General features: G+C 38.0%; 20 protein-coding genes, 1 rRNA gene and 1 other annotated feature. Of the genes, 9 read left to right on the forward strand and 12 right to left on the reverse strand.

Annotated elements, in window-relative coordinates; translation table 11 throughout:
• Positions 1-11 precede the first annotated feature (11 nt).
• The gene (locus ACFQU5_RS16675; protein WP_390290310.1) at positions 12-773 is read left to right on the forward strand and encodes an MBL fold metallo-hydrolase; all 762 of its coding nucleotides are present in this window, start codon (positions 12-14) and stop codon (positions 771-773) included.
• A 60-nt stretch (positions 774-833) separates the two neighbouring features.
• Here ACFQU5_RS16675 and ACFQU5_RS16680 read toward each other — a convergent pair whose 3' ends face one another.
• Positions 834-1,631, reverse strand: coding sequence for an ABC transporter ATP-binding protein (locus ACFQU5_RS16680; protein WP_390290313.1), 798 nt, complete (start codon positions 1,629-1,631; stop codon positions 834-836).
• Positions 1,632-1,846: 215 nt separating this feature from the next.
• Here ACFQU5_RS16680 and ACFQU5_RS16685 point away from each other — a divergent pair, with 215 nt between their 5' ends.
• The gene (locus ACFQU5_RS16685; protein ID WP_390290316.1) at positions 1,847-3,064 is read left to right on the forward strand and encodes a translocation protein TolB; all 1,218 of its coding nucleotides are present in this window, start codon (positions 1,847-1,849) and stop codon (positions 3,062-3,064) included.
• 283 nt (positions 3,065-3,347) lie between these two features.
• Here ACFQU5_RS16685 and ACFQU5_RS16690 read toward each other — a convergent pair whose 3' ends face one another.
• A complete protein-coding gene (locus ACFQU5_RS16690) occupies positions 3,348-4,016 on the reverse strand; it encodes a deoxynucleoside kinase (RefSeq protein WP_390290318.1) in 669 nt (222 codons plus the stop codon).
• Positions 4,013-4,654, reverse strand: coding sequence for a deoxynucleoside kinase (locus ACFQU5_RS16695; RefSeq protein WP_390290321.1), 642 nt, complete (start codon positions 4,652-4,654; stop codon positions 4,013-4,015). Before ACFQU5_RS16695 ends, ACFQU5_RS16690 begins: the two co-directional genes overlap by 4 nt.
• A gap of 222 nt (positions 4,655-4,876) precedes the next feature.
• On the opposite strand from ACFQU5_RS16695, the gene tadA reads away from it, so the two are divergent.
• Positions 4,877-5,401, forward strand: a complete 525-nt coding sequence (gene tadA, locus ACFQU5_RS16700; RefSeq protein ID WP_390290324.1) for a tRNA adenosine(34) deaminase TadA — start codon at positions 4,877-4,879, stop codon at positions 5,399-5,401.
• Positions 5,391-5,942, forward strand: a complete 552-nt coding sequence (locus ACFQU5_RS16705) for an SF0329 family protein (protein ID WP_390290327.1) — start codon at positions 5,391-5,393, stop codon at positions 5,940-5,942. The genes tadA and ACFQU5_RS16705 overlap by 11 nt, the downstream gene beginning before the upstream one ends.
• Positions 5,943-6,188: 246 nt before the next feature.
• Here ACFQU5_RS16705 and ACFQU5_RS16710 read toward each other — a convergent pair whose 3' ends face one another.
• Positions 6,189-7,346, reverse strand: coding sequence for an aminotransferase A (locus tag ACFQU5_RS16710; RefSeq protein ID WP_390290330.1), 1,158 nt, complete (start codon positions 7,344-7,346; stop codon positions 6,189-6,191).
• A 247-nt stretch (positions 7,347-7,593) separates the two neighbouring features.
• Here ACFQU5_RS16710 and ACFQU5_RS16715 point away from each other — a divergent pair, with 247 nt between their 5' ends.
• Positions 7,594-8,907, forward strand: coding sequence for a short-chain fatty acid transporter (locus ACFQU5_RS16715; protein ID WP_390290333.1), 1,314 nt, complete (start codon positions 7,594-7,596; stop codon positions 8,905-8,907).
• A 67-nt stretch (positions 8,908-8,974) separates the two neighbouring features.
• Here the strand turns inward: ACFQU5_RS16715 and ACFQU5_RS16720 are convergent, their stop codons facing one another.
• Positions 8,975-9,958, reverse strand: coding sequence for an ABC transporter substrate-binding protein (locus ACFQU5_RS16720; protein ID WP_390290336.1), 984 nt, complete (start codon positions 9,956-9,958; stop codon positions 8,975-8,977).
• A 152-nt stretch (positions 9,959-10,110) separates the two neighbouring features.
• On the opposite strand from ACFQU5_RS16720, the gene ACFQU5_RS16725 reads away from it, so the two are divergent.
• Genes ACFQU5_RS16725 through ACFQU5_RS16735 form a run of 3 tightly spaced genes read left to right on the forward strand, consistent with a single transcriptional unit; the run spans position 10,111 to position 12,948 of the window.
• Positions 10,111-11,112 carry a FecCD family ABC transporter permease gene (locus tag ACFQU5_RS16725; RefSeq protein ID WP_390290339.1) on the forward strand — a complete coding sequence of 334 codons (1,002 nt, stop codon included), beginning with the start codon at positions 10,111-10,113 and terminating at the stop codon, positions 11,110-11,112.
• Positions 11,109-12,158 (forward strand): FecCD family ABC transporter permease, encoded by a 1,050-nt coding sequence (locus ACFQU5_RS16730; protein ID WP_390290342.1) that lies wholly within the window; start codon positions 11,109-11,111, stop codon positions 12,156-12,158. The genes ACFQU5_RS16725 and ACFQU5_RS16730 overlap by 4 nt, the downstream gene beginning before the upstream one ends.
• A 10-nt stretch (positions 12,159-12,168) precedes the next feature.
• Entirely contained in the window at positions 12,169-12,948 is a 780-nt protein-coding gene (locus tag ACFQU5_RS16735; protein ID WP_390290345.1) for an ABC transporter ATP-binding protein, read from the forward strand.
• Positions 12,949-13,097: 149 nt separating this feature from the next.
• Here the strand turns inward: ACFQU5_RS16735 and serS are convergent, their stop codons facing one another.
• The 3 genes from serS to pdxS form a co-directional block, all read right to left on the reverse strand.
• A complete protein-coding gene (serS, locus tag ACFQU5_RS16740) occupies positions 13,098-14,378 on the reverse strand; it encodes a serine--tRNA ligase (protein ID WP_390290348.1) in 1,281 nt (426 codons plus the stop codon).
• A gap of 91 nt (positions 14,379-14,469) precedes the next feature.
• Positions 14,470-14,683: a binding site (T-box leader), on the reverse strand.
• Between the two features lie 44 nt (positions 14,684-14,727).
• Positions 14,728-15,330: a pyridoxal 5'-phosphate synthase glutaminase subunit PdxT gene (gene pdxT, locus ACFQU5_RS16745; RefSeq protein WP_390290351.1), complete on the reverse strand. Its 603-nt coding sequence runs from the start codon at positions 15,328-15,330 to the stop codon at positions 14,728-14,730.
• A 1-nt stretch (position 15,331) separates the two neighbouring features.
• Positions 15,332-16,216: a pyridoxal 5'-phosphate synthase lyase subunit PdxS gene (pdxS, locus tag ACFQU5_RS16750; protein ID WP_390290354.1), complete on the reverse strand. Its 885-nt coding sequence runs from the start codon at positions 16,214-16,216 to the stop codon at positions 15,332-15,334.
• A 107-nt stretch (positions 16,217-16,323) separates the two neighbouring features.
• Here pdxS and pdxR point away from each other — a divergent pair, with 107 nt between their 5' ends.
• Positions 16,324-17,757, forward strand: coding sequence for a MocR-like pyridoxine biosynthesis transcription factor PdxR (pdxR, locus tag ACFQU5_RS16755; RefSeq protein WP_390290357.1), 1,434 nt, complete (start codon positions 16,324-16,326; stop codon positions 17,755-17,757).
• Between the two features lie 14 nt (positions 17,758-17,771).
• On the opposite strand, the gene asnB is transcribed toward pdxR, so the two are convergent.
• The 4 genes from asnB to rrf all read right to left on the reverse strand — a co-directional run.
• Positions 17,772-19,607, reverse strand: a complete 1,836-nt coding sequence (gene asnB, locus ACFQU5_RS16760; RefSeq protein WP_390290366.1) for an asparagine synthase (glutamine-hydrolyzing) — start codon at positions 19,605-19,607, stop codon at positions 17,772-17,774.
• A gap of 162 nt (positions 19,608-19,769) precedes the next feature.
• Entirely contained in the window at positions 19,770-21,065 is a 1,296-nt protein-coding gene (locus ACFQU5_RS16765; protein WP_390290369.1) for a D-alanyl-D-alanine carboxypeptidase family protein, read from the reverse strand.
• 306 nt (positions 21,066-21,371) lie between these two features.
• A complete protein-coding gene (gene guaB, locus ACFQU5_RS16770) occupies positions 21,372-22,835 on the reverse strand; it encodes an IMP dehydrogenase (RefSeq protein WP_390290360.1) in 1,464 nt (487 codons plus the stop codon).
• A gap of 834 nt (positions 22,836-23,669) precedes the next feature.
• Positions 23,670-23,774, reverse strand: a 5S ribosomal RNA gene (gene rrf, locus ACFQU5_RS16775); the annotation flags it as partial.

A 23,774-nucleotide genomic window follows, 5' to 3' on the forward strand; every position in this document is an offset into this window, starting at 1 on the left:
GAGAACGTTCTATGAAAATTTGTCCTTTAGGTGTAGGTGGTGCTTTCACAAAAAGCAACTATCATAATAACTATATCATTGAAGTAGACGAAAAATTCCTATTGATTGATGCAGGAACGACTTTAAGAAACAGTCTGCCAGCGGCTGGATATGATTATTTAGCAATCGATTTTGTCTTTATTTCACACCTTCATTATGATCATGTCGGTGGTTTAGAAGAATTAGTTATGACTCGTTTTTGGCAATTTGAAAATGGACAGCACTCACCTATAAAAACAACCATAATCGTCCACGAAAAGCTTGCATCGCTTTTGAAGAACTATCTAAAAAATAGCCTAGAAAATCAGGAACGTACTGTGGAAGATTTTTGTGATTTTATCCTCTTAAAGAATGGCGAAGCCTTAACCATTGGAAACTACACTTTTTCGGTGATTGATACTACAAATTTTCATGCAGACGGTTTAATTAGTGCAGGCTTTAAATTATCATCGAAGAAAGCAAACATCGTTTTTTCGGGAGACATTAAACACTTAGAGCCTACAAAACTGATAGAGCAAATTGATGAAAATACCGTTGGAATTTTCCAGGATGTAAGTTTCACCTTTAATGGTGTCCATGCAACCCTGAAAGAAGTGCTGGATTATTACCCAGCTCGGCTTCATGGAAAGATTTATGCCATGCATTATAACGATAATGTAGAAGATTATAAAGAAGAAATAAAACAAGCCAATATACAACTTGTGAAAAAGCACGAGGTTCTTGAATTGCTTTAAGATGAAAAAATAGCACTGTCGCTAAAACCAGTGCTATTTTTCATTTTATGGGAGTTTTCATTAGAACTGGTCTTCTTCTTTGATTAAATCATACGTAATACAAATTGGTTTATTGGAACGAGGATCCTTACTAATAACCGCATCAATATTGAATACCTTTTTTAACACTTCGGATGTCATTACTTCCTCTGGCGTCCCTGCTTTAACTAAATTCCCTTTTTCAAGGGCAATCATATAATCCGAGAATCTTGCTGCATGATTTAAATCATGTAAAACCATCACAATCGTACGCTTTTCTTTTTCATTCAAATTCTGAAGCAGCTCTAATACCTCCAGCTGGTGGGCCATGTCTAAATATGTAGTGGGTTCATCTAAAAAAATGATATCTGTATTTTGCGCAAGAGCCATTGCAATCCAAACACGTTGCTTCTGCCCACCTGAAAGCTCGTCCACATAGCTATTTTTCAGTTCATAAGTATTCGTCGATTTCAACGCCCAATCGATAATTTCTCTATCTTCCCTCGTTAAACTCCCAAAGCCTGATTGGTAAGGAAAACGGCCATAAGAGACCAATTCTTCTACTAACAGACCGACCGCACTATCTTGTGTTTGAGGTAAAATGGCTAATTCTTTTGCCAATTCCTTTGTATTTTTCTTCTGAATCTCGGCACCATCCAGCATAATCTGCCCTTTCTGATGCGGGATAATTCTGGTCATAGCCTTTAATAACGTTGATTTACCACAACCATTTGACCCAATGATTGTCGTGATTTGACTATCAGGTATTCCAATTGTTAAGTCATTGACGATTATTTTTTTATCGTAACCAACTTCGACATTACTTACGTTCATTCGCATTTATATAATTCAACTCCTGTATCCCTTCTATTAAATAAGAACCGTTCTCAATTAAACTATTAACCAAAATTATTCTCTTTTCTAAATCAAATGTCAATAACAAGTTAATGAGATTAGAGCTTTATAATGCTGGTGTAATAAAGCATTCGGTATATATTATGTTAGAATTTTTGTTATTTATCAGGACAACCTATTATAAGGAGGTGGTATGGATAGTGGCAAGCCGCATTTTATTAGTCATTCTATTCCTTATAGGCTTTTCACTAGATGTGTCTGCTGAATTTCCACTTAAGGCAACATTCATAAGAGATCATCAGCTTTGGCTAAAAGAAGGAGAGAATGAAATACAGCTCACAGAAAATCAGCATGTTTCATCTCCACAATGGTCCTATGATGGTCGCTTTATTGCCTATTTGGCTGGAAATAAGGATGGAGAAAAACAGTATTTAACTATCTATGATTCAAAGAATAATGAAAGTTACCAGCCTTATCAAAATGTTGAAACCGCAAGCTATAAATGGTCACCCACTACAAACCAGTTAGCCTATTTAGATGAAGGAATATTAAACGTTACGCAAACAAAAAATGGAAGACCACAAGCTTTTGAGAATGTAGCTCTAGGTGTTAGCAATTTTGAGTGGTTCCCAGATGGCGAAGCATTCATCGTTTCTTCTCAAACAGATTTGGTGCCAACTGGATGGGGACCAGTCCCTCTTTTTAAAGTCCCCTTGGACACCCACTTAGATACAAAAAAGATTGAACCATTTTATACGATTCAAACGAATTTAGAGGACTTATTTGCGATTGATACCGCTTATTTTAAATGGAGTGCAGATGGAAATTGGGTTAGTTTCTTGGCAGTTCCTACTGCCTCTTGGTCAAATGACAGCAATACATTGTGTGTCATCTCATCAGCAGGTGATAACTTTCAAGTGATAGGCAAGATGCTTGGCTTTGAAGATTGGATTAAATGGGCGCCATCAAAAAATCAACTAGCCTTTATTTCTGGTGAAGGTAGATTTTTTGTTGAAAATAAAAACACAGCTATTACCGATATTCCATCTGCAGCTTTACCAAAGGAATACACACCTAAAGGGTATGTCGATCTGGATTTAGAATGGCTCTCCCCGGATAAAATCATAGTGGCTCGTTCTAAGGATCATAAGGATTGGAACGAAGGACCCATTCCAATAATGTATACCTCTCTATATACCATAGACCTTAAAACTGGTGAACAAAAGCAGCTTACGTTTCCAAAAGACAATGAATTGGATTCTTCACCTCAAGTAGTTGGAGATACGATTACTTGGCTGCGAAAAGTTGAAAAACAAGGTATAGGCGACGTCTGGGTAATAGATCGTATAAACGGCCGGGAACGTCTATGGATAAAAAATATAGAGTCAGCACCTGTATTTTTCAATGTTGGTAACTAAAAAAAGTACCTCCTCTTTCAATAAGGAGGTACTGCTTTTTTGAACTATACTTCTTTTGTTTATGATGCCTTCATTCACTATTTACAAAAATGACTAGTCTGCACCTGTCGCAAGCTTTCGGTGCAGTTTTTAAGGTTATGCTCTTTTGAATAATCTTTCTTTTATTATAATGCCTTTTATTTTACTTACGTAAATGGCTAGTTTGCACCTGTCGCAGGCTTTCGGTGCAGTTTTATGGTTATGCTCTTTTGAAATAATCTTTCTTTTATTATGATGCTTGTTATTACTTACGTAAATGACTAGTCTGTTCCAGCATGTATGCAATGCGTTCCACAATGCTTTCGATTTGTTCAGGGTTTCTCATTAAGTCGTAATCGTTAATGTCTAAACGTAATACTGGACAAGAATTGAAGCTGTTAATCCAGTTTTCATAGCGTTCATGCATTTCAATCCAATAATCGTTAGGTGTTTGCTGCTCCATTTCGCGACCACGTTCTTGGATGCGTCCAATAATATTGTCAATTGGCCCTTCTAGATAGACAAGTAGATTTGGATGCGGGAAATAAGGCGTCATCACCATGGCATCAAATAGATTTGTATATGTTTCGTAATCAGTTGGGTTCATTGTGCCTTTGTCAAAATGCATTTTTGCGAAGATGCCTGTATCTTCGTAAATGGAACGATCTTGAATAAAGCCGCCACCGTACTCAAAAATACGTTTCTGTTCCTTAAAGCGTTCAGCAAGGAAGTAAACTTGCAAATGGAAGCTCCACTTTTCAAAATCATCATAGAACTTGTCCAAATATGGGTTTGTATCTACTTTTTCAAATGAAGTACGGAAGTTTAAAGCTTCTGCAAGTGCTTTCGTCATCGTTGACTTTCCGACCCCTACTGTTCCAGCAATGGTAATCACCGTATTGGAGGGAATATTATATTTTTCTCGTAAATTCATTCTATGTGTGAACTCCTTTGTTGTAGCTTTTCTTCTACTAATTTTAATACCTGCTCTAGATCTTCAGGATTTTTTACAAAGTCTATTTGGTCGCCATTTAATTGAATGACGGGAATATCAGGATGCATCACTTCAAAATGTTGAATGAATTCATGATAATCCGCCGCTAATTGCTCTATGTAATCCCGCGTAATCATTTTTTCGAATTCTCTTCCACGCATCGCAATCCGATTCATTAATGTATCGTTACTTGCATGTAAATACACAACCATATTCGGTCGTGGCATATCTGCAGTTAATATATTGTAGATGGATTCATACTTTTCAAATTCTGAGGGCTTTAAAGTACGTTTAGCAAATATTAGATTTTTGAATATATGATAATCCGCAACGACAGGTGTCCCTGTTTCTATAATATGTTTTTTAATATCGCTCAGTTGTTTATATCGATTACAAAGGAAGAACATCTCCGTTTGAAAGCTCCACTCATCAATATCTTCATAGAACTTTCCTAGAAACGGATTTTCATCCACGATTTCTTTTAATAGATGGTATTCAAAGGCGTTAGAAATCGCTTTGGATAACGACGTTTTCCCCACACCAATTGGACCCTCTACTGTAATAAATGGAACAGCCATGAGAAGTCCCTCCTTCAAGTCTAAATTCGTCAATGCTATTCATTTTATCATATGAGCTTGTCGAAAAACAGAGACAGTGAATGAACAAAATAAGGAATTATTATAAAGGTTATACAATGTCAAGATAGACCATTATTTTTATCTCTTCTAACTACCGACAATGTTTCATACGTTCTTTTTTCCATACTGCCATGTTAAACTATCAAGCAAGGAGAGATGAACGTGGAACTTTTTGAAAGAGACCGGAAATTTATGCTTGAAGCAATGGAAGAAGCAAAAAAAGCACAAGCCCTGGGTGAGGTACCGATTGGAGCTGTGATTGTCTATAAAGATCAAATTATTGGACGTGCACATAATTTACGAGAAACCTCACAAAATGCTGTCACACATGCCGAGTTAATGGCAATTCAACAAGCCTGTGAAGCGATTGGAAGTTGGCGATTAGAAGAAACAACTTTGTATGTTACTTTAGAGCCTTGTCCGATGTGTGCCGGGGCGATTCTTCAATCCCGTGTACCCCGTGTAGTCTACGGGGCTAGAGATATGAAGGCCGGCTGTGTTGATTCTTTATACCGCTTGCTTAATGATTCCCGCTTTAACCATGAATGCGAAGTAACCGAAGGCGTTTTAGCAGACGAGTGCGGTGATATGTTAACTAGTTTTTTCCGTGCCATTCGAGAAAGGAAAAAAGCTGAAAAATTAGAGCGAAAACGTTTGGAACAAAAGGTGAAGGAGCATGAAATTTAGTAAATTAAAAAAGACCATGGAAGGATTTTTGTGTGATTCCTTAAAGGGTCGAATTGAATTACATGCAGCTGTATATCGCCATTCTCATGACGATCAAGCGCGAGTATGGCTAACGTTTGATAAAGAGCAAATCTTCAGTGCCGCCGATTTTTCATTTTCAGTACAGCACTATTATCGAGAGCAAGAATTGAAAGAACAGTATGCATTAAATCCCATTCCATATAATAAGGATTGGGAAGTAATGTTTAACTCACCAGAAAGAAAAGCATTAATGGCAGCATCCAATCAAGCCGAAGAAGAGCTAGTCGAAGCTGGTGTATTGGGGAGCTGGCATCTCTATACTGCTTTATTGAGTTATCCTCATCTATCAATTGAACAAGCTTTGACTTCGGAAGACCCCTCGATTCGAGCCTTTGCGTTATTTGACCGCCGAGTTGGGAAACGTCGTCTTTTAAAAATTCAGAAGGTTGAACATCTCATAGAGGAGCTGTTTTTTAAAATTCGTTGCGAGGTTGAAGGACTGAAAAGGGAAACTAGTTGAAATTCATTTTAAACACAAAACACTTGTTGCTACTTTCTATCCTACAAATCAGGGACTTGATTTCTTCCTCTGTCCATTTAACCACTCTATTGTGTCAAATCACTAGCCCCTCTGTTTTAACCTTAGTTATTGGTTAAAACAGAGGGATTTTATTCAAATTGACTTATTACTCCCTAGCTATAACATATTGGAAGATTCAAATGAAAAAGGACCAACCCGCTAAGGTCAGTCCCTTCCCAATAACTTCTAGTTAAACTTCGTCATAAATTTTTCTAAGCGATCCATACCCTTTTGTAATACTTCTAGAGGCTGTGCGAAAGACAATCTAATGTAGCCCTCACCAAATTGTGAGAATGCACTGCCTGGAACCGTCGCTAGCTCCTGTTCTTTTAGTAGACTTATACAGAAATCAAAAGAGGTCATGCCCGTTTTCTTAATGGACGGGAAGATATAAAATGCTCCTGCTGGTTTTACAACATCAAAGCCCATCGCAACTAATCGTTCATATACATAATCGCGACGTACTTTATATTCTTTCTTCATTTCAATTGGATCATTTACTCCATCTGTTAAAGCTGCGAGTGCCGCATGCTGACTAATGCTTGATGCACAGCTAATATAATAGCCATTTAGCTTCGTCATCTCTTTTGTTAAATAGCCCGGCGCTAACGTATACCCAATTCGCCAGCCTGTCATGGAGTGAGACTTTGATACACCGTTGATAACGATTGTTTTATTACGCATACCTTCATAAGAGGCAATCGATTTATGTGTTTTTTCATAAGTTAACTCACTATAAATTTCATCAGAAATAATAAAAATCTCTTTCTCTTTTAATAGTGAAGCAATTTTTTTCAATTCAGCATCTTCAATAATTGTCCCGACTGGATTACATGGTGAAGGAAGAATAACGCATCTTGTTTTCTCTGTAATATGTTTTTCAATTAATTCGGCCGTTAAGACAAAGTCTGTAGCTTCTGTATCCACACAAACTGGAACTGCCCCGCAAAGCTCAATAAGTGGGATATAGCCAGGGTAAGCAGGAGCTGATAGAATCACCTCGCACCCTTCTTCTAAAATGGTTCTTAATGCAATTGTGAGTGCACCTGAAGCACCATGTGTCACAATAATTTCATCTTGCGGATTATAAGAAAGTCCGTAATGAGTATCATAAAATGCCCCAATAGCTTTACGTAATTCAATAATCCCCGCATTAGGCGTATAGGATGTAAAGTTTTGATCAATCGCTAGTTTTGCCTTTTCTTTGATTTGAGTTGGTGTTGGAAAATCCGGTTGGCCAATTGTTAAGTTAATTGCATTAGGATAGTCTACTAGCATGTTCGTAAACTTCCGAATCCCAGAGAGCTCTATTTTCTTTAAGTTTTTATAAATTAAATGTTCCATTCTTTTATCCCCTTCTAGTAAGCTTTTTTACATTTCAAATAATCATTATTTTCATCTTACAATATTTGAAGAAATATTTTCACACTTTACTACAATAAAATCCTACTACTTTTATTTCTTTTCTACTTATTTTCCAGGCTATATTTTTTATTATTATCGAAATAATAATCTTCTTGATGACATATTATGCATCGAAAAATACTTTTCCCGTATTTTTCAAAATTAGTATGAAAGGAGAAGACGTTAGATGAAAACATTAACAAGAATATCAAACGCCATTATGGAAAAGTACCTGCCAGATCCCTATATTTTCGTTGTAATTTTAACGGTACTTGTTTTCCTATTAGGGGTTATTCTGACACCTAGCTCACCACTAGACATGGTTGTTTACTGGGGTGATGGGTTCTGGGGACTACTCTCTTTTACAATGCAAATGGTCATCGTCTTAGCAGCCGGACATGTATTAGCTAACAGCCCTATCTTTAAGAAATTCCTATCTTCCATTGCAAGTAAGATTAAGAAGCCTTCGAGTGCCATCATAATCGTATCATTCATTTCGTTATTAGCTTGTTGGATTAACTGGGGCTTTGGCTTAGTCATTGGTGCTTTATTTGCAAAAGAAATTGCACGTCATGTAAAGAAAGTTGATTATCGATTATTAATCGCCAGCGCTTACTCTGGTTTTATTATTTGGCATGGTGGTCTAGCCGGTTCCATTCCTCTTTCAGTTGCAACAGAGGGGCATCCATTTGCAGGAATCATGGGTGTCGTCCCAACTTCCGATACGATTTTCACACCGTATAACTTGTTCATCGTGATAGTGATTGGGTTTACATTGCCTTTCTTTAACCGTTGGATGATGCCAAAAGACGAAGATGTAGTCGAGGTGGATCCGGCATTATTAGTAGAAGAGGAGCAAAAGTTTCCTCTTGCTGAAAAGACATTTGCTTCATGGACTGAGAGAAGTTCTTTATTAACAATTTTAATTGGACTTATTGGTCTTTCCTATTTAATTCATCACTTTGTGACGAAAGGATTTTTACTAGATTTAAATATCGTCAATACGATTTTTATCATTCTTGGTATTATTTTGCACGGTACACCTCAGCGCTTCTTAGCAGCGGCTCAAGCAGCCATTAAAACGACAGCCGGTATCGTGTTCCAATTCCCGTTCTATGCAGGGATTATGGGGATGATGACGGTATCTGGATTAGCTGGCGTTTTTTCAGAATTCTTTATTAGTATTTCTAATGATTTCACTTTCTATTTATTTACTTTTTATTCCGCCGGATTAGTGAACTTCTTTGTTCCTTCCGGTGGTGGTCAATGGGCAGTGCAAGCACCGATTATGTTAGATGCCGCACAATCTTTAGGGGCAGACTATGCGAAAACGGCAATGGCCATTGCATGGGGAGATGCCTGGACCAATATGATTCAACCATTTTGGGCATTACCAGCTTTAGCTATAGCCGGACTTAAAGCAAAGGATATTATGGGCTTCTGTTTATTCGTGCTACTCTTTACTGGCGTAATTATCAGTATCGGATTTTTATTCTTTTAAACTAATAAATTGAAAAGAACAGGGCTTGTCACTTATTACAAGTCCTGTTCAAATTTAAACTATGAAATTAAGGAGCCAATAATTCTTGAATCTCTTCTAGCATTTTCTGAGCCGCTAAGACTCCACCTGCTGTATTCCAAACAGCATCGCTCACGCTATATGCCTTGCCATTCTTAACAGCGGATAGATTTTCCCATAATGGATCAGTTGTCCATTCTACTTCTGTTGCAGATGCTGAATCGTCTCCTGTTGGCAGGTAAGTAAAGTAGAATAATAATTCCCCATCCATTTGTGGAATTAGTTCTTTCCCAACTTCTACTGCCATTTGATTATCTTCAGTGAATAACTCAGCTTGCTCTTCCACACGATTAAAGCCTAACTCCTCTAAAATAACGCCTGAGAATGAATCCGTGTAATAAATTCGAGAAGTACCTGATAGGAAACGAACAACTGATACAGATTGATTTGTTACATCACCCAAAGTCTCTTTAGCCTCTTCAACCTTAGCATCATAGTTTGCTAATACCTCTTCTCCTTTATCTGCAGCGTTTACCGCTTTTGCATATAATGAAAAATTATCTTTCCATTGACCTGTTAAAGTTTCAGCAAAAACAGTTGGAGCAATTTTACTTAAGTTTTCATAATCAGCTTCTTGACGAACTTTGTTACCAATAATTAAATCTGGCTTTAACTTAGCAATCGCTTCTAAATCGATTGCTGTTTCTTGTCCTACAACTTCTACGCCATCCATTTGGTCAGTAATATGTTCGTACCAAGGTTCACCTGACCATGAAGATACCGCACCAACCGGTTTTATGCCCAAAGCAAGTAATGCCTCTGTTCCTTCATTTGTTAACACGACAATTTTTTCTGGTGTTGCAGGAATATCCGTAGAACCCATAGCATGCTCCACTGTGTATGCTTTAGACTTTTCCTCTGCTGGGGCAGCACTTTTCGATTCTTCATTTGATTTTGAGTCGCTACAAGCTGCTAGGATACAAACCGTTAGTAGTAAGAATATACCTAAGATCTTATTAAATGAACTTTTCATCTTTTTTTCCTCCAATATGTGTGGTAGTGTATTATTATGGGAAAATAATTGATAATGATTATCATTCTCTGACAAGCTAAATCATATTCTTCAAACCACCTTATGTCAATACAATATTTGTTAAATTTTCATTCTATTAAAAGGATATCTATATGATGACAAGTAATTTTCTAAAAGTAACCCTATTATTTTTAAGTTCCATCACTATGCTAATTGGTATAGTGCTAAGTATTACATATGGCTATGCTAATACAAATTTACATACCACTTGGGAGGCATTTTTTCATTACAATGAAAGTAATGAACATCTTATCATTCTTGAACATCGATTGCCTCGGGCACTTATTGCCACTTTTGTTGGAGCATCCCTCGCAGTTGCAGGTGCGTTACTTCAAACAATGACAAGAAATCCTTTAGCTTCACCAGGAATTTTAGGAATCAATGCCGGTGCCGGCTTATTTATTGTACTTGCCATGAGTATTTTACAAATGACAAGTCTCTTTAGCTTTACATTAGTCGCATTTTTAGGTGCGACTGTATCTGCACTTAGTATTTTAGCTATTAGCTCTATAGGGGATGGCGGGATGACGCCTATCAATTTGACTTTAGCAGGGACTGCTTTAGGAGCGATGTTTTATTCGTTAACACAGGGTTTATTGGCTATTAATGAAGCTCAGCTGGATCAAGTGTTATTTTGGCTTGCAGGATCTGTACAGGGAAGAGATTTACACCTGCTATGGGTTGTACTGCCGTTTTTATTTGTTGGATGGTTAATCACTGCTATCATGACGAAACAACTCAATTTGCTGTCTCTAGGTGAGGATGTTGCAAAGGGGCTAGGATTGAATATTTTAAGGACTAAATTTTTAATTGTACTCATTGTGGTTCTACTAGCTGGAGGCTCAGTCGCGATTGCTGGACCTATTAGTTTTATCGGACTGATTATTCCTCATATTGCACGCAAATTGATTGGCACTGAGCATCAATGGTATATTCCTTTAGCAGCTCTACTTGGAGCAATTTTATTGCTGTTTGCGGATATAGGGGCACGTTATATTATCATGCCACAAGAAGTCCCAGTTGGTGTAATGACTGCCTTTATTGGTACTCCTATTTTTGTATATATTGCAAGAAAGGGGTTTAAAAAAGGATGAAAAAGCTGTTGAACTTACAAACTAAGTTCTTTTCACAATTAATAGATTTAAGCGCTATGAAAAGACTTGGAATATTAATATTAGTAGTTGCTTTAACGTTTATTATGAGTTTGTCGGTAGGTGATTCCTTCATTTCCCCGCTTAAAGTTATATCGATTATGCTTGGAAATGGTTCTTCATTCGACACTTTAATTGTTCAAGAATTTCGAATGCCGCGCATTATTGTCGCTTTATTTGCTGGGATGGGTTTGGCCGTATCAGGTGCAATTTTACAAGGCATTATAAGAAATCCCCTGGCTTCACCAGATGTAATTGGTATTTCAGCAGGTGCAGGCGTAGCCGTTGTTGCCTTCTTAGCAATATTTAGTGATGCCAATTATTCGTTAACTGTAAGCATGGAATGGATGCCTGTTGCTGCATTTGTTGGTGCCGCGATTACGGCTCTAGTCGTCTACACTTTATCTTGGACGAATGGTGTAACAGCTACACGATTAGTAATGATCGGCGTAGGGATTGCTGCTTTTATGCAAGCAGCCTCAACCGTGCTAATGCTTGTTGGTCCAATTTATCAAGCGAGTAAAGCAAATGTATGGATTACAGGAAGTGTAAATAGTGCGACATGGCAACAAGTGAATATTATTATTCCAGTAATAGCTTGCTTATTCATCATAACCTTACTAGTTACTCGCCATTTAAATTTACAGCAATTCGGTAATGATGTAGCAACCAGCTTAGGACAACGTGTTCAGAAAACAAGATTGGCCTTGCTGCTTTTATGTACTGCTCTTGTGGGAAGCGCAGTCGCATTTGCCGGTACAATTGGGTTTGTTGGATTAATGGCCCCACATATTGCCCGTAGGTTAGTAGGATCTTCCTTTGGTTCTCTTATTCCTGTATCAGCTTGTATTGGCGGAATATTGGTAGTTCTTGCCGATACAATTGGACGTAGCTTGTTTGGTTCTTTAGAAGTTCCAGCAGGGGTATTTACAGCAGCTATAGGAGCACCTTATTTTATTTATCTGTTAATCAAAATGCAAAAAAGGTAGGCTGATAGGAATGATTGAAACAAAGCAGCTACAATTAAATTATGGTGAAAAAATCATTATCGAGCCTTTAGATTTAGTTTTGCCTAAAGGAGAAATCACGGTACTCATCGGTGCAAATGGTTGCGGGAAATCTACATTACTCAGATCAATTGCTCGATTATTAAAGCCAAAAAGTGGAGCAATCCTTTTAAATGCAGAAGATATTACGAGCTTTTCGGCAAAAGAAACTGCTAAAAGATTAGCTATTCTACCACAACAACCAACGGCGCCAGAAGGCTTAACCGTTCTCCAATTAGTAAAGCAAGGACGCTACCCTTATCAAAATTGGCGCAAACAATGGTCTAATGAGGATCAACAAATTGTTGAACAAGCAATTGCTGCAACCGGCCTAACGGAGTTTAAAGATTACGAAATTGAAAACCTCTCAGGTGGACAAAGACAGCGTGCTTGGATTGCAATGACTTTGGCCCAACAAACAGACATTATTTTACTCGATGAACCAACAACCTATTTAGATGTCACGCATCAAATTGAAGTATTAGATTTATTGTACAAGTTAAACCATGAAGAAAATCGAACAATTGTGATGGTACTGCATGACCTCAATTTGGCTTCCCGCTATGCAACGAATATTATTGCACTCGTCAATAAGGGAGTGTATGCACAAGGAAAACCAAAAGATATCGTCACAGTAAAGCTCGTACAAGATGTTTTTCAATTAAATTGCGAAATTATAGATGACCCAATTTACGGAACACCAATGTGTATTCCCTATGGAAATAGAAAATAGCCAAGAACATGTCTTGGCTATTTTTATATATATTTTACTTCGGCGCAATAACATTCTTACTACCCATTATGGTCTTAATACTTCAGGAATTACTACGCTTCCACTTACTTGCACCTGTCGCAAGCTTTCGGTGCAGAGCCGACTTGGTTTTATTTTGGAGCGATAACTTCCTTACCGCCCATGTATGGTCTTAATATTTCAGGTATTACTACTGACCCGTCGGCTTGCTGATAGTTTTCTAAAAGTGCGGCCACCGTACGGCCAATTGCAAGGCCTGAACCGTTTAAAGTGTGTACGTATTCTGGTTTTGCCCCTTGTTCGCGGCGGAAACGAATGTTTGCACGGCGCGCTTGGAAGTCTTCAAAGTTTGAACAAGAAGAAATTTCACGGTACATGTTTTGTGTTGGCATCCATACTTCTAAATCATACTTTTTCGCTGCCGTGAATCCAAGATCAGATGTATTCATTAATAATTTACGGTATGGTAGACCTAATAATTGAAGGACTTTTTCTGCATGGCCTGTTAATTTTTCTAATTCATCATAAGAATCTTCTGGTTTTACAAAGCGAACCAACTCCACTTTGTTAAATTGATGTTGGCGAATTAAACCGCGCGTATCACGACCTGCAGAACCTGCTTCAGAACGGAAACAAGAGCTATAGGCAGCAAATCCTTTAGGCAATATTTCAGCGTCGATAATTTCATCTCGATAGAAGTTTGTTACAGGCACTTCAGCAGTAGGAATCATAAAGTAGTCTGTATCTACTAATTTGAAGACATCTTCCTCAAACTTCGGTAATTGACCTGTACCAGTTAAGCTGTCACGGTTAACGATTACTGGTGGCAGCATTTCTTCATAGCCATGTTCCTCAGCATGCAAATCCATCATAAAGCTCATTAAAGCACGTTCTAAACGAGCTCCCAAGCCGCGATAGAATACAAAACGGCTACCCGTCACTTTACCGGCACGTTCAAAGTCAACAATTTGTAAGTCTGTTGCAAGATCCCAGTGTGGTTTCGCTTCAAAGTCAAAGTTTGGTTGCTCACCCCATGTAAGAACCTCAACATTATCGTCTTCTGTTTCACCAACAGGAACAGATTCATGAGGGATGTTTGGTAAACGCATCATCATATAATCGAACTTTTCTTCCACTTCACGAAGCTCGTTATCTAATTGCTTAATTTCGTCTCCCACTTCACGCATGCGGGCAATGACTTCATCGGCATTCTCTTTGTTGCGTTTCATCACTGAAATTTGGTCTGACACTTTATTGCGTTCTGCTTTTAATACTTCTGTTTTTGCAATTAATTCACGACGTTTTGCATCCAACACTTCAAACTCATCAATATTCCCTAAATCTTCATTACGAGTTAGAAGAACTTTTTTCACTTCTGTATAATTATCACGGACACGTTTAATATCTAACATGTTGATTCCTCCATTTATAATATTTTATGATTACGTTACTACTCCACTTCACCGTATTAGAGAAAGAGAACACAAAAAGCCCTCATCCCCATAAAGGGACGAGAGCTACCCGCGTTGCCACCCTAATTGATTAGAAAAATTTCTAATCCGCTTATCTCATAACGGCTTTTCAACCGGCAAAAGCCTACTGCGAATTCAGCTTAAGCAACTCAAGGACGGATTCACAAGTGCCTTTATCAGCTTCCACCACCCGCTGACTCTCTTAAAAAAACGTGCTTGCTACTACTTCCTATCATCGATGTTATCAATATGTTCTTCGCCATTTGCGAATCAAATTAACCATAATGTACTATATGCTGTTCGATTTTGCAAGAGGAGACTTATTAAAATCTCTCACCATTTCAATAAAATAGTGCATTAGACGAGTATCTTCAGTTAGTTCTGGATGAAACGAACATCCTAAATATTGCCCTTCTTTTGCTAAAACTATTCGCCCATCAAATTCTGCTAAAATTTCAACATTGGGACCAACCGAAACAATATGTGGTGCCCGTATAAATACCGCTGAAATGTCGTCGCCAATCTGATCAACCGCTATTTCCACTTCAAAACTGTCGGCCTGTCTGCCGAAGGAATTGCGTTCTATCACAACGTCCATTAATTTTAGATGTGCTTCATCATCTCCGACAATTTCTTTAGCCAATAAAATAAGTCCTGCACATGTTCCAAACATCGGTATTCCCAGCTGAGCTAAGGAACGGATTGGGTTCAGCAATTGATGGCGTTCCAATAATCTACGCATCGTTGTACTTTCCCCTCCAGGTAACACAAGTCCATTTAATCCCGAGAGGTCATTCAAAGATTTGACTTCGTTAGCTTCACACCCGAGTGATTGAATCTGATGAATATGCTCCCTCACTGCTCCTTGTAAAGCAAGAACCCCTATTTTCATCCTACCAACCTCGTTCCTGCATACGTTCACTATCCAGGAGTGTTGCAATTTCAATGCCCTTCATTGGACTTCCTAACTCTTTTGAAACCTCAGCAATTAATTGATAATCCTGGTAATGAGTTGTCGCTTCCACAATGGCACGGGCAAATTTTTCAGGATTTTCGGATTTAAAAATACCAGAACCAACAAATACACCATCTGCTCCTAATTCCATCATTAACGCAGCATCAGCAGGTGTTGCTACCCCTCCAGCAGCGAAATTGACCACTGGAAGACGTCCTAATCGTTTAATTTCAACCAGCAATTCATATGGTGCACCTAAATCTTTAGCTTCAGTCATTAGTTCATCTTCATTTATGCCAACCACACGTCGAACCTGCGCATTTACTTTCCGTATATGGCGTACAGCTTCAACGATATTGCCAGTGCCTGGCTCACCTTTTGTACGAAGCATCGAAGCTCCTTCCCCAATACGCCGAGCAGCTTCCCCAAGATCACGGCATCCGCATACAAAAGGTACCGTATAGTGACTTTTTAATAAATGAAATTCTTCATCTGCCGGTGTTAATACTTCACTTTCATCAATATAATCAACACCCATTGCTTCTAATACACGAGCTTCTACAATATGTCCAATTCGAGCCTTTGCCATTACTGGAATGGATACAGCATTCATGACCTCTTCTACAATGCGAGGGTCGGCCATTCGTGCCACGCCGCCAGCTTTTCGAATATCTGAAGGTACACGTTCCAAAGCCATGACTGCGACTGCCCCTGCTGCTTCCGCAATTTTAGCTTGTTCGGCATTAATCACGTCCATAATGACGCCACCTTTTTGCATTTCTGCCATTCCACGTTTTACTCTCTCTGTTCCAACTTGTCTCATGTAATTTTCCCCTCCAATACTTTGATGTAATCAAGTATAATAAAAGTTGACCATATAAAAAGAGTCAATTTTCTAAAAAGTCTTATGGTCACCCAGGAGGAACGCCCATGGATATGCTAATCTTCAAACTAGAAAAAAATAGTAAAAGGCCATTATATGAACAACTTTATATCGGAATGAAAGATGCGATTATTACAAAACAAATTGAAGTCGGAACAAAATTACCCTCTAAAAGGAAATTAGCCGACTTTTTAAATATTAGCCAAACAACAGTTGAGATTGCATATGGACAATTACTTGCAGAGGGCTATATTGCTTCTAAACCGCGTATAGGCTTCTTTGTTGAGGAAATTGATGAATTACCCTTTATTGAAAATAAGCAGGCGAAAATAACTGTTGAAACCCATTTAAAGGGAATCGATCCATATAAATATAATTTTCATCCCGGAAAAATTGATGCAGAATCCTTTCCTTTTGCTATTTGGAGGAAGTATGCAAAGGATTTATTTGATTATCCATCGAAGGAATATCTCCAAGTAGGCGAGCCTCAAGGAGAGTATGAACTTCGTTTAGAAATTGCTAATTATTTGTATCAATCAAGAGGCATTATATGTAACCCGGAGCAGATTGTAATTGGGTCGGGGACTGAACATCTACTGCCTATGATTTTACGTTTAATCGAGGCAAATTCAAAAATTGCTCTAGAAAATCCCGGTTATTCCGCAATCCCTAGAATTCATTTAGCAAACAAAGCAGTTCCCATTGCTGTCGATGAAGACGGACTACTCGTTGATGAACTAGAAAAAACGGACGCGAATATCGTCTATATTACCCCTTCCCATCAATTCCCAACAGGAGCTGTACTATCAGCTGCGAGAAGAACACAACTATTGAATTGGGCATCCAAAGCCGCGAATCGGTATATCATTGAAGATGATTATGATAGTGAATTTCGTTATATTGGAAAGCCAATTCCAGCATTACAAGGGATGGATCAGAATGAAAAGGTTATCTATTTAAGTACTTTTACGAAGTCTTTAATGCCTTCACTGCGTGTAGCTTATTTTGTTTTGCCCCCTTCACTTTTGCAATCCTATCAGGAGATTTTTAGCTATTATTCCGCGACAGTACCAAGGTTCGACCAACACATCTTGGCGAACTTTATGAAGGACGGGCACTTCTCAAAACACCTAAATCGAATGCGGAAAATCTACCGCAAAAAGCATGATAAGCTAACCAATACGATAACAAGCTTTTATCCGACTACATCCATTACGGGTGATCATGCAGGGATGCACATTTTAATCTCAGTGCCCTTGGATAAGTCAGAATATGACTTAAAGAAACTTGCAAATGAAAACGGTATTGGCGTTTATCCGGTATCTGATTATTTATTAAAGCCAATTGAATATGAGCAGCCAACTTTTTTAATTGGTTTTGGTGGTGTGGCACTTGATGAAATTGAGCCAGCTATTCATAAACTGATGAATTGTTGGGGGATTAAAAGAAGCCATAAAAAAGGGAAACCTCATGAATTATGAGACCTCCCTTTCCCTTATTGATCAAGTAATTGAATATTGTAATTCTCAAACCAGCGATCGATTTGTACTAAGTATGCGAGCAGCTGAGGACCTGCCATCAATTGACCGAACCATGGCACTTTAAAGGATGATCCGCCTGATGAAACAAGTTGCTCTAGTTGATCTTTTTCAAATAGCTCATGCAGTATCGATTCTTTTCTTCGAAGTGTATTGCTCAATAATTCTTTCACACCATTTGTGTATGCGGGATGATATGTTTTTGGATATGGATTCTTTTTTCGATATAACACTTCTTCTGGTAAAAGACCTTCTACTGCTTTGCGTAAAAGCCCCTTCTCCATATTTCCCACGTTCTTCATTTCCCACGGAATATTCCATGCATACTCTACGATTCGGTGATCTGCAAATGGCACTCGAACTTCCAGGCTAGCTCCCATACTTATACGGTCTTTCCGTTCCAATAATGTTTGCATAAAATAGCGCATATTTAGATAAAAGAGCTCTCGTTGTTTTGCTGCTTTTGGATCTTCCCCTTCTAGCTTAGGTGAATCTTTGACAGCTTCCTCAAATGCATGACTCATAAAGTCCTTTAATTGGAGTTTTGACTGCCATTCTTTTCTTAAGAAGCCTTCGCGTTCATCGGCTGAACGAATCCATGGGAAAAGTTCATAATCACGGTGAAACCATGGATACCCCCCAAATACTTCGTCTGCACATTCGCCTGATAAAGCCACTGTATAGCCTTTTTTAATAACACGACAAGCAACCAGCAGGGAACTATCGATATCCACCATACCGGGTAAGTCACGAACCAGCATGGCTTCTTCTAAATAATCCACAATATCCTTTTGAGAAAGAATTATTTCAAAATGATTGGTTTTGAATTCTTCCGTCATTTTGTTAATCCAGTAGCTATCCTGGGATGTCTGGAAATCATTCTTTTCAAAGAATTCTTCATTGCCCTCATAGTCTATAGAGTAGGTTTTCAATGTACGTCCTTCTTGATTGTATGAATTTGCAGCGATGGCCGTAATAATACTTGAATCTAGACCCCCTGACAAAAATGTACATAGAGGTACATCGGAAACAAGCTGACGTTTAATCGCATCTGTTACCAAATAGCGGACTTGCTCTACGGTCTCTTCAAAGGAATGTTCATGCTTTTCACTTTTTACGTTCCAGTAACGCCACTTTTTCAAACCCTCTTTAGAAAATTTCATTGCATTCCCTGGCTCCAGCTCTTCTATCCCTTTATAAACACCGTTTCCTGGCACTCTTGATGGTCCAATACTTAATAATGCTGCAAGCCCACTGCGGTCAATCTGAGGAGTCATTTGAGGATTGGCTAGAATGGCTTTAATTTCAGAGCCAAATAAGAGAGAACCCTCTTTTAATGCGTAAAAGAAAGGCTTAACTCCTAAACGATCTCGAAAGGCATATAAGGTCTCCTCTTGTTCATCCCAAACTGCAAATGCATAAATCCCATTCAAATACTCGACGCATTGCTCTCTCCACTCAATGAATGAAGCTAGCAACACTTCCGTATCCGATGTTGTAGAAAAGCTATATCCGCGTTTTAAAAGCTCTTGGCGAATTTCTTCTGTATTATAAAGTTCTCCATTGTACACCATGCAATAGGATTTGTTTTGATGTGATTTGCCCATTGGCTGCTTTCCACCAATTAAATCAATCACAGCTAATCGGCGATGCCCTAATAGCGCATGTGTGCTGGACCAAACATTGCCATCATCCGGCCCTCTCTTATTCAAAGTTGCTGTCATAGCTTTAGCAATATCTTCTTGATTCTTTAAAGATTGTGTATAATCCACCCAACCTGTAATGCCACACACTTTTATCACGCTCCTTCACCTACTAGCTTATGAAAGAGTTGGGCGAGGTTGTTTTGTCCAAGAAAAAAAAGTGTGTGACCATTTCAATAGCTACTAGTACACGCGATTTTCTTGCAAAACAAAAAACTGTTCTATGATTTTCCGTCATAGAACAGCTTAAAATTAGAATAATCCACCAACGAATCCTGTAATCCCATCCCAAACATTTCCGAAGAAGCTACCTACTCCTTGGAAGAATAGAGATACAAACCCGGCACGTTCAACACTACTTGTTGTCACGACATCTGTTGAAAAACTTTTGCCATCGATAAATCCATAGTCTTCACCTTCTGTTTTTTCGATGATGACTTTACCAACAACTGCCCCTTTTTCAACTCCTGCTTCGAGGGATTTCTTATCCAGTTCCAATTTAGGAGCATATAGATCTTTTTCACTTGTTTTTACTACTAGAGAAATCGGCTCTTTTACTGCAATTTCAACATTATCTTCTTTTCCTTTTGTAACAGCAAGTGTTTCATTGCCTTCAAAAACAAAGTTACTTGGTACAATTTCTTGTTTTGTAAATTGTCCAAAACCATAATCGAATAGTTTTTTAGCTGCATCAAAACGGGCAGTACGTACACTATTTCCATTTGAATCTTTTGCATTCATTACAACTGCGATTAAGCGTGTCCCATTACGTTCAACAGTCCCAGTAAAACATTGACCTGCTAAAAGTGTTGAACCTGTTTTCAAACCATCTACACCCTGATATTCACTTACTAAGCCCGGTAACATCCAGTTCCAGTTGGCCATTTCAATTTGGTCTTCTGTTCCTTCACGGAAAGTTTTCTTTGGAATACTAGAAGTCTCTAAAACTTCCGGATGATCCTTTAAAAGATGATAAGCTAGTTTTGCAACTGATTTTGCCGGCATGACATTTTCATCTTCAGGACCTGTACCTTCTGGATGCATACCAAAAAGATCTGCATTATTTAGACCCGTTGAATTTACAAATTTATATCCTTCGAGACCTATCTCTTCAGCTTTTTCATTCATAAGTTTCACGAATTCTTTTTCAGAACCCGCAATTGTTTCGGCAATCCCTACTGTTGCTGCATTTGCTGAATAAATTGCCATTGCTTCATATAACTCCTGAATGGAATATGTGCCATCTTCACGTAATGGTACATTACTTAAAGCACGGTCTTGTGACATTTTATATGTATACTCGGTAACATGGTATTGTTGATCCCAAGTTATTGTTCCTTCTTTAATGGCATCTAGCAGGATATACTCAGACATCATTTTTGACATACTCGCGATACCTAATGAAGTGTCCGCGTTCTGTTCATATAAAATCTTCCCTGTATCTGCTTCAATTAAAATTGCTGCATCAACGTTTATACCTAAATCTTCTTCCGCACTTGCACTTGGTGTAGCAGTTACAAATGTGCTGATTAACAGGATCGGAATCATCAAAAGGCTAAACCATGATGCTTTCTTAGCTGTTCTCACAAAAAATACCTCCAATATTTGATTTACTTTACTTTCGTCATTTTATCATAGAACGTGCAAGAAAAATATTACGTTTAGAATAGAAAAACATGGTTACTCGTTAAATTTAATAAAATTAAGTTTTTATTTACAAATTACTATTCACTAAACTACTATTTCCCTATTAAACTCTTAAATTTATAGAGGGACTATCTACTCGAAAAGAGAAAAAAGCACACTTCTAACATCAAAATATGACGTTAGAAGTATGCTCGAGGTTTCCAACTATTATAGCGAATAGTTAGGTGCTTCTTTTGTAATTTGAACATCGTGTGGATGAGATTCACGAAGACCTGCACCTGTCATACGAATAAATTGTGAATTCTCACGCAAACTCTCTAAGCTTTGTGCTCCACAATACCCCATACCTGACCGAATACCACCAATTAATTGATGAATTGTATCTGTAAGAGGTCCTTTATATGGTAAACGACCTTCAATACCTTCCGGTACAAGTTTTTTCGCATCTTCTTGGAAGTAACGATCTTTTGAACCTTTTTCCATTGCAGCTAATGAACCCATGCCACGGTAAACTTTAAAACGTCGTCCTTGGAAGATTTCTGTTTCACCTGGTGATTCTGAAGTTCCTGCTAGTAAAGAACCAAGCATGACAACATGGCCACCTGCGGCTAAAGCTTTTACGATATCTCCAGAATATTTAATACCACCATCTGCAATGATTGTTTTACCCATTTCTCTTGCAACTGTTGCACAATCATAAACTGCAGTGATTTGAGGTACACCAACACCAGCAACAACTCGAGTTGTACAAATCGATCCTGGACCAATCCCAACTTTTACGACATCTGCACCTGCTTCATATAAAGCACGAGTAGCTTCACCGGTTGCAACATTACCAGCGATAATTTCCAATTCAGGGAAGGCTTCACGAATTTGTTTTACTGTTTCAATTACACCTTGTGAATGGCCATGAGCTGTATCAATCACGATGATATCTACTTGCGCCTCTACAAGCTTGGATACACGTTGCATTGTATCACTTGAAACACCGACTGCCGCTCCTACTAATAAACGACCTAGACCGTCTTTTGCAGCATTTGGGAATTCAATTACTTTTTCGATATCTTTGATTGTAATCAACCCAGTTAGCTTACCGTTTTCATCAACGATTGGGAGTTTTTCGATTTTATATTGTTGAAGGATTTTTTCAGCTTCCTCTAAAGTTGTTCCTACAGGAGCTGTAATCAATGCTTCTTTTGTCATAACATCTTCAATTTTTAGTGAATAGTCTGAAATAAAACGTAAGTCGCGGTTTGTAATAATCCCCACTAATGTTAGATCATCTTCATTATTTACGATTGGGACACCAGAAATGCGATATTTACCCATTAAATGCTCTGCGTCAAATACTTGATGTGTTGGTGTTAAGAAAAATGGATTTGTAATGACACCATTTTCAGATCGCTTAACTTTTTCAACTTCTTCAGCTTGTTCTTCAATACTCATATTTTTATGGATAACCCCAATACCACCTTGACGAGCCATAGCGATCGCCATTTTGGATTCAGTTACAGTATCCATACCTGCACTTATAATCGGGATATTCAGTTTAATCTTTGGAGTTAATTGTGAAGATAAGTCAACCGATTTTGGTAATACTTCTGAATGCGCTGGTACTAATAAAACATCATCAAATGTTAAGCCTTCTTTGGCAAATTTCGTTTCCCACATTTCGTAAATGCCTCCATTTTCTTAAAGAATATTAATAGTAAGATTAACAACATGGTATCTAAGTGTCAAGGACACTTTAAAAGAAAGATTATTCTAATAATTCTATTAAATCTCCGCCTTAACTTTTCATTTAATGAATAACTGTATAGTTTCGATGAGCAACTTTATTTAGTATTTACTTCTAAAAGATATTTATTTAAGTTGAATTAGAAATATCTAAATGTTTAATATATGTAAACGAATTCAACTGGATTAAATAATAATTTCCTTTAATAATTACATTTTCCAACTTATATGTACTTTAATTAGAAACAGACTAATTTCACAAATCCTATTATCTTATAGAGTAATTTGCAAAATAAGAGGGCTGCCTTAGCATCCCTTTCTTAAATGGTGTTTTCTGTAAAACTTTCTTTCACTCACCACCTATTTTGCAATCTATTGCTATAAAATGTTTATTACTTCCTCATCTTAATAAATGATTTATTTGTATTCTATTTAAAGTATTAACCGTTCATTCATTTCCAAAATAAAAAACCACTGATTACTCAATGGTTTTTTTGTCTAGCGACGTCCTACTCTCATAGGGGCTACCCCAATAACTATTTGGTGCTAATCGCCGAAGGGTGATACACGTCAACTAACTGCATCATGTGCGCCGAGCCGATGCTCGTGTACAAAGTACACTGCGCTTCGTTCTCCTTGATTCCTTGTTTTCCTTGGTCCTCCCACTTCTCGAGTATGTTCGATCGTTTTTATTTCTTCTTATCTGCGTGGATTATTATATTTTTAAAGTAAATAAAAAAACCGCTGAATACTCAGCGGTTTATTTTCGCCTAGCGACGTCCTACTCTCACAGGGGGAAGCCCCCAACTACCATCGGCGCTAAAGAGCTTAACTTCCGTGTTCGGTATGGGAACGGGTGTGACCTCTTTGCCA

This window comes from Ureibacillus sp. GCM10028918 (genome assembly GCF_042666115.1).
GTDB lineage: Bacteria > Bacillota > Bacilli > Bacillales_A > Planococcaceae > Ureibacillus.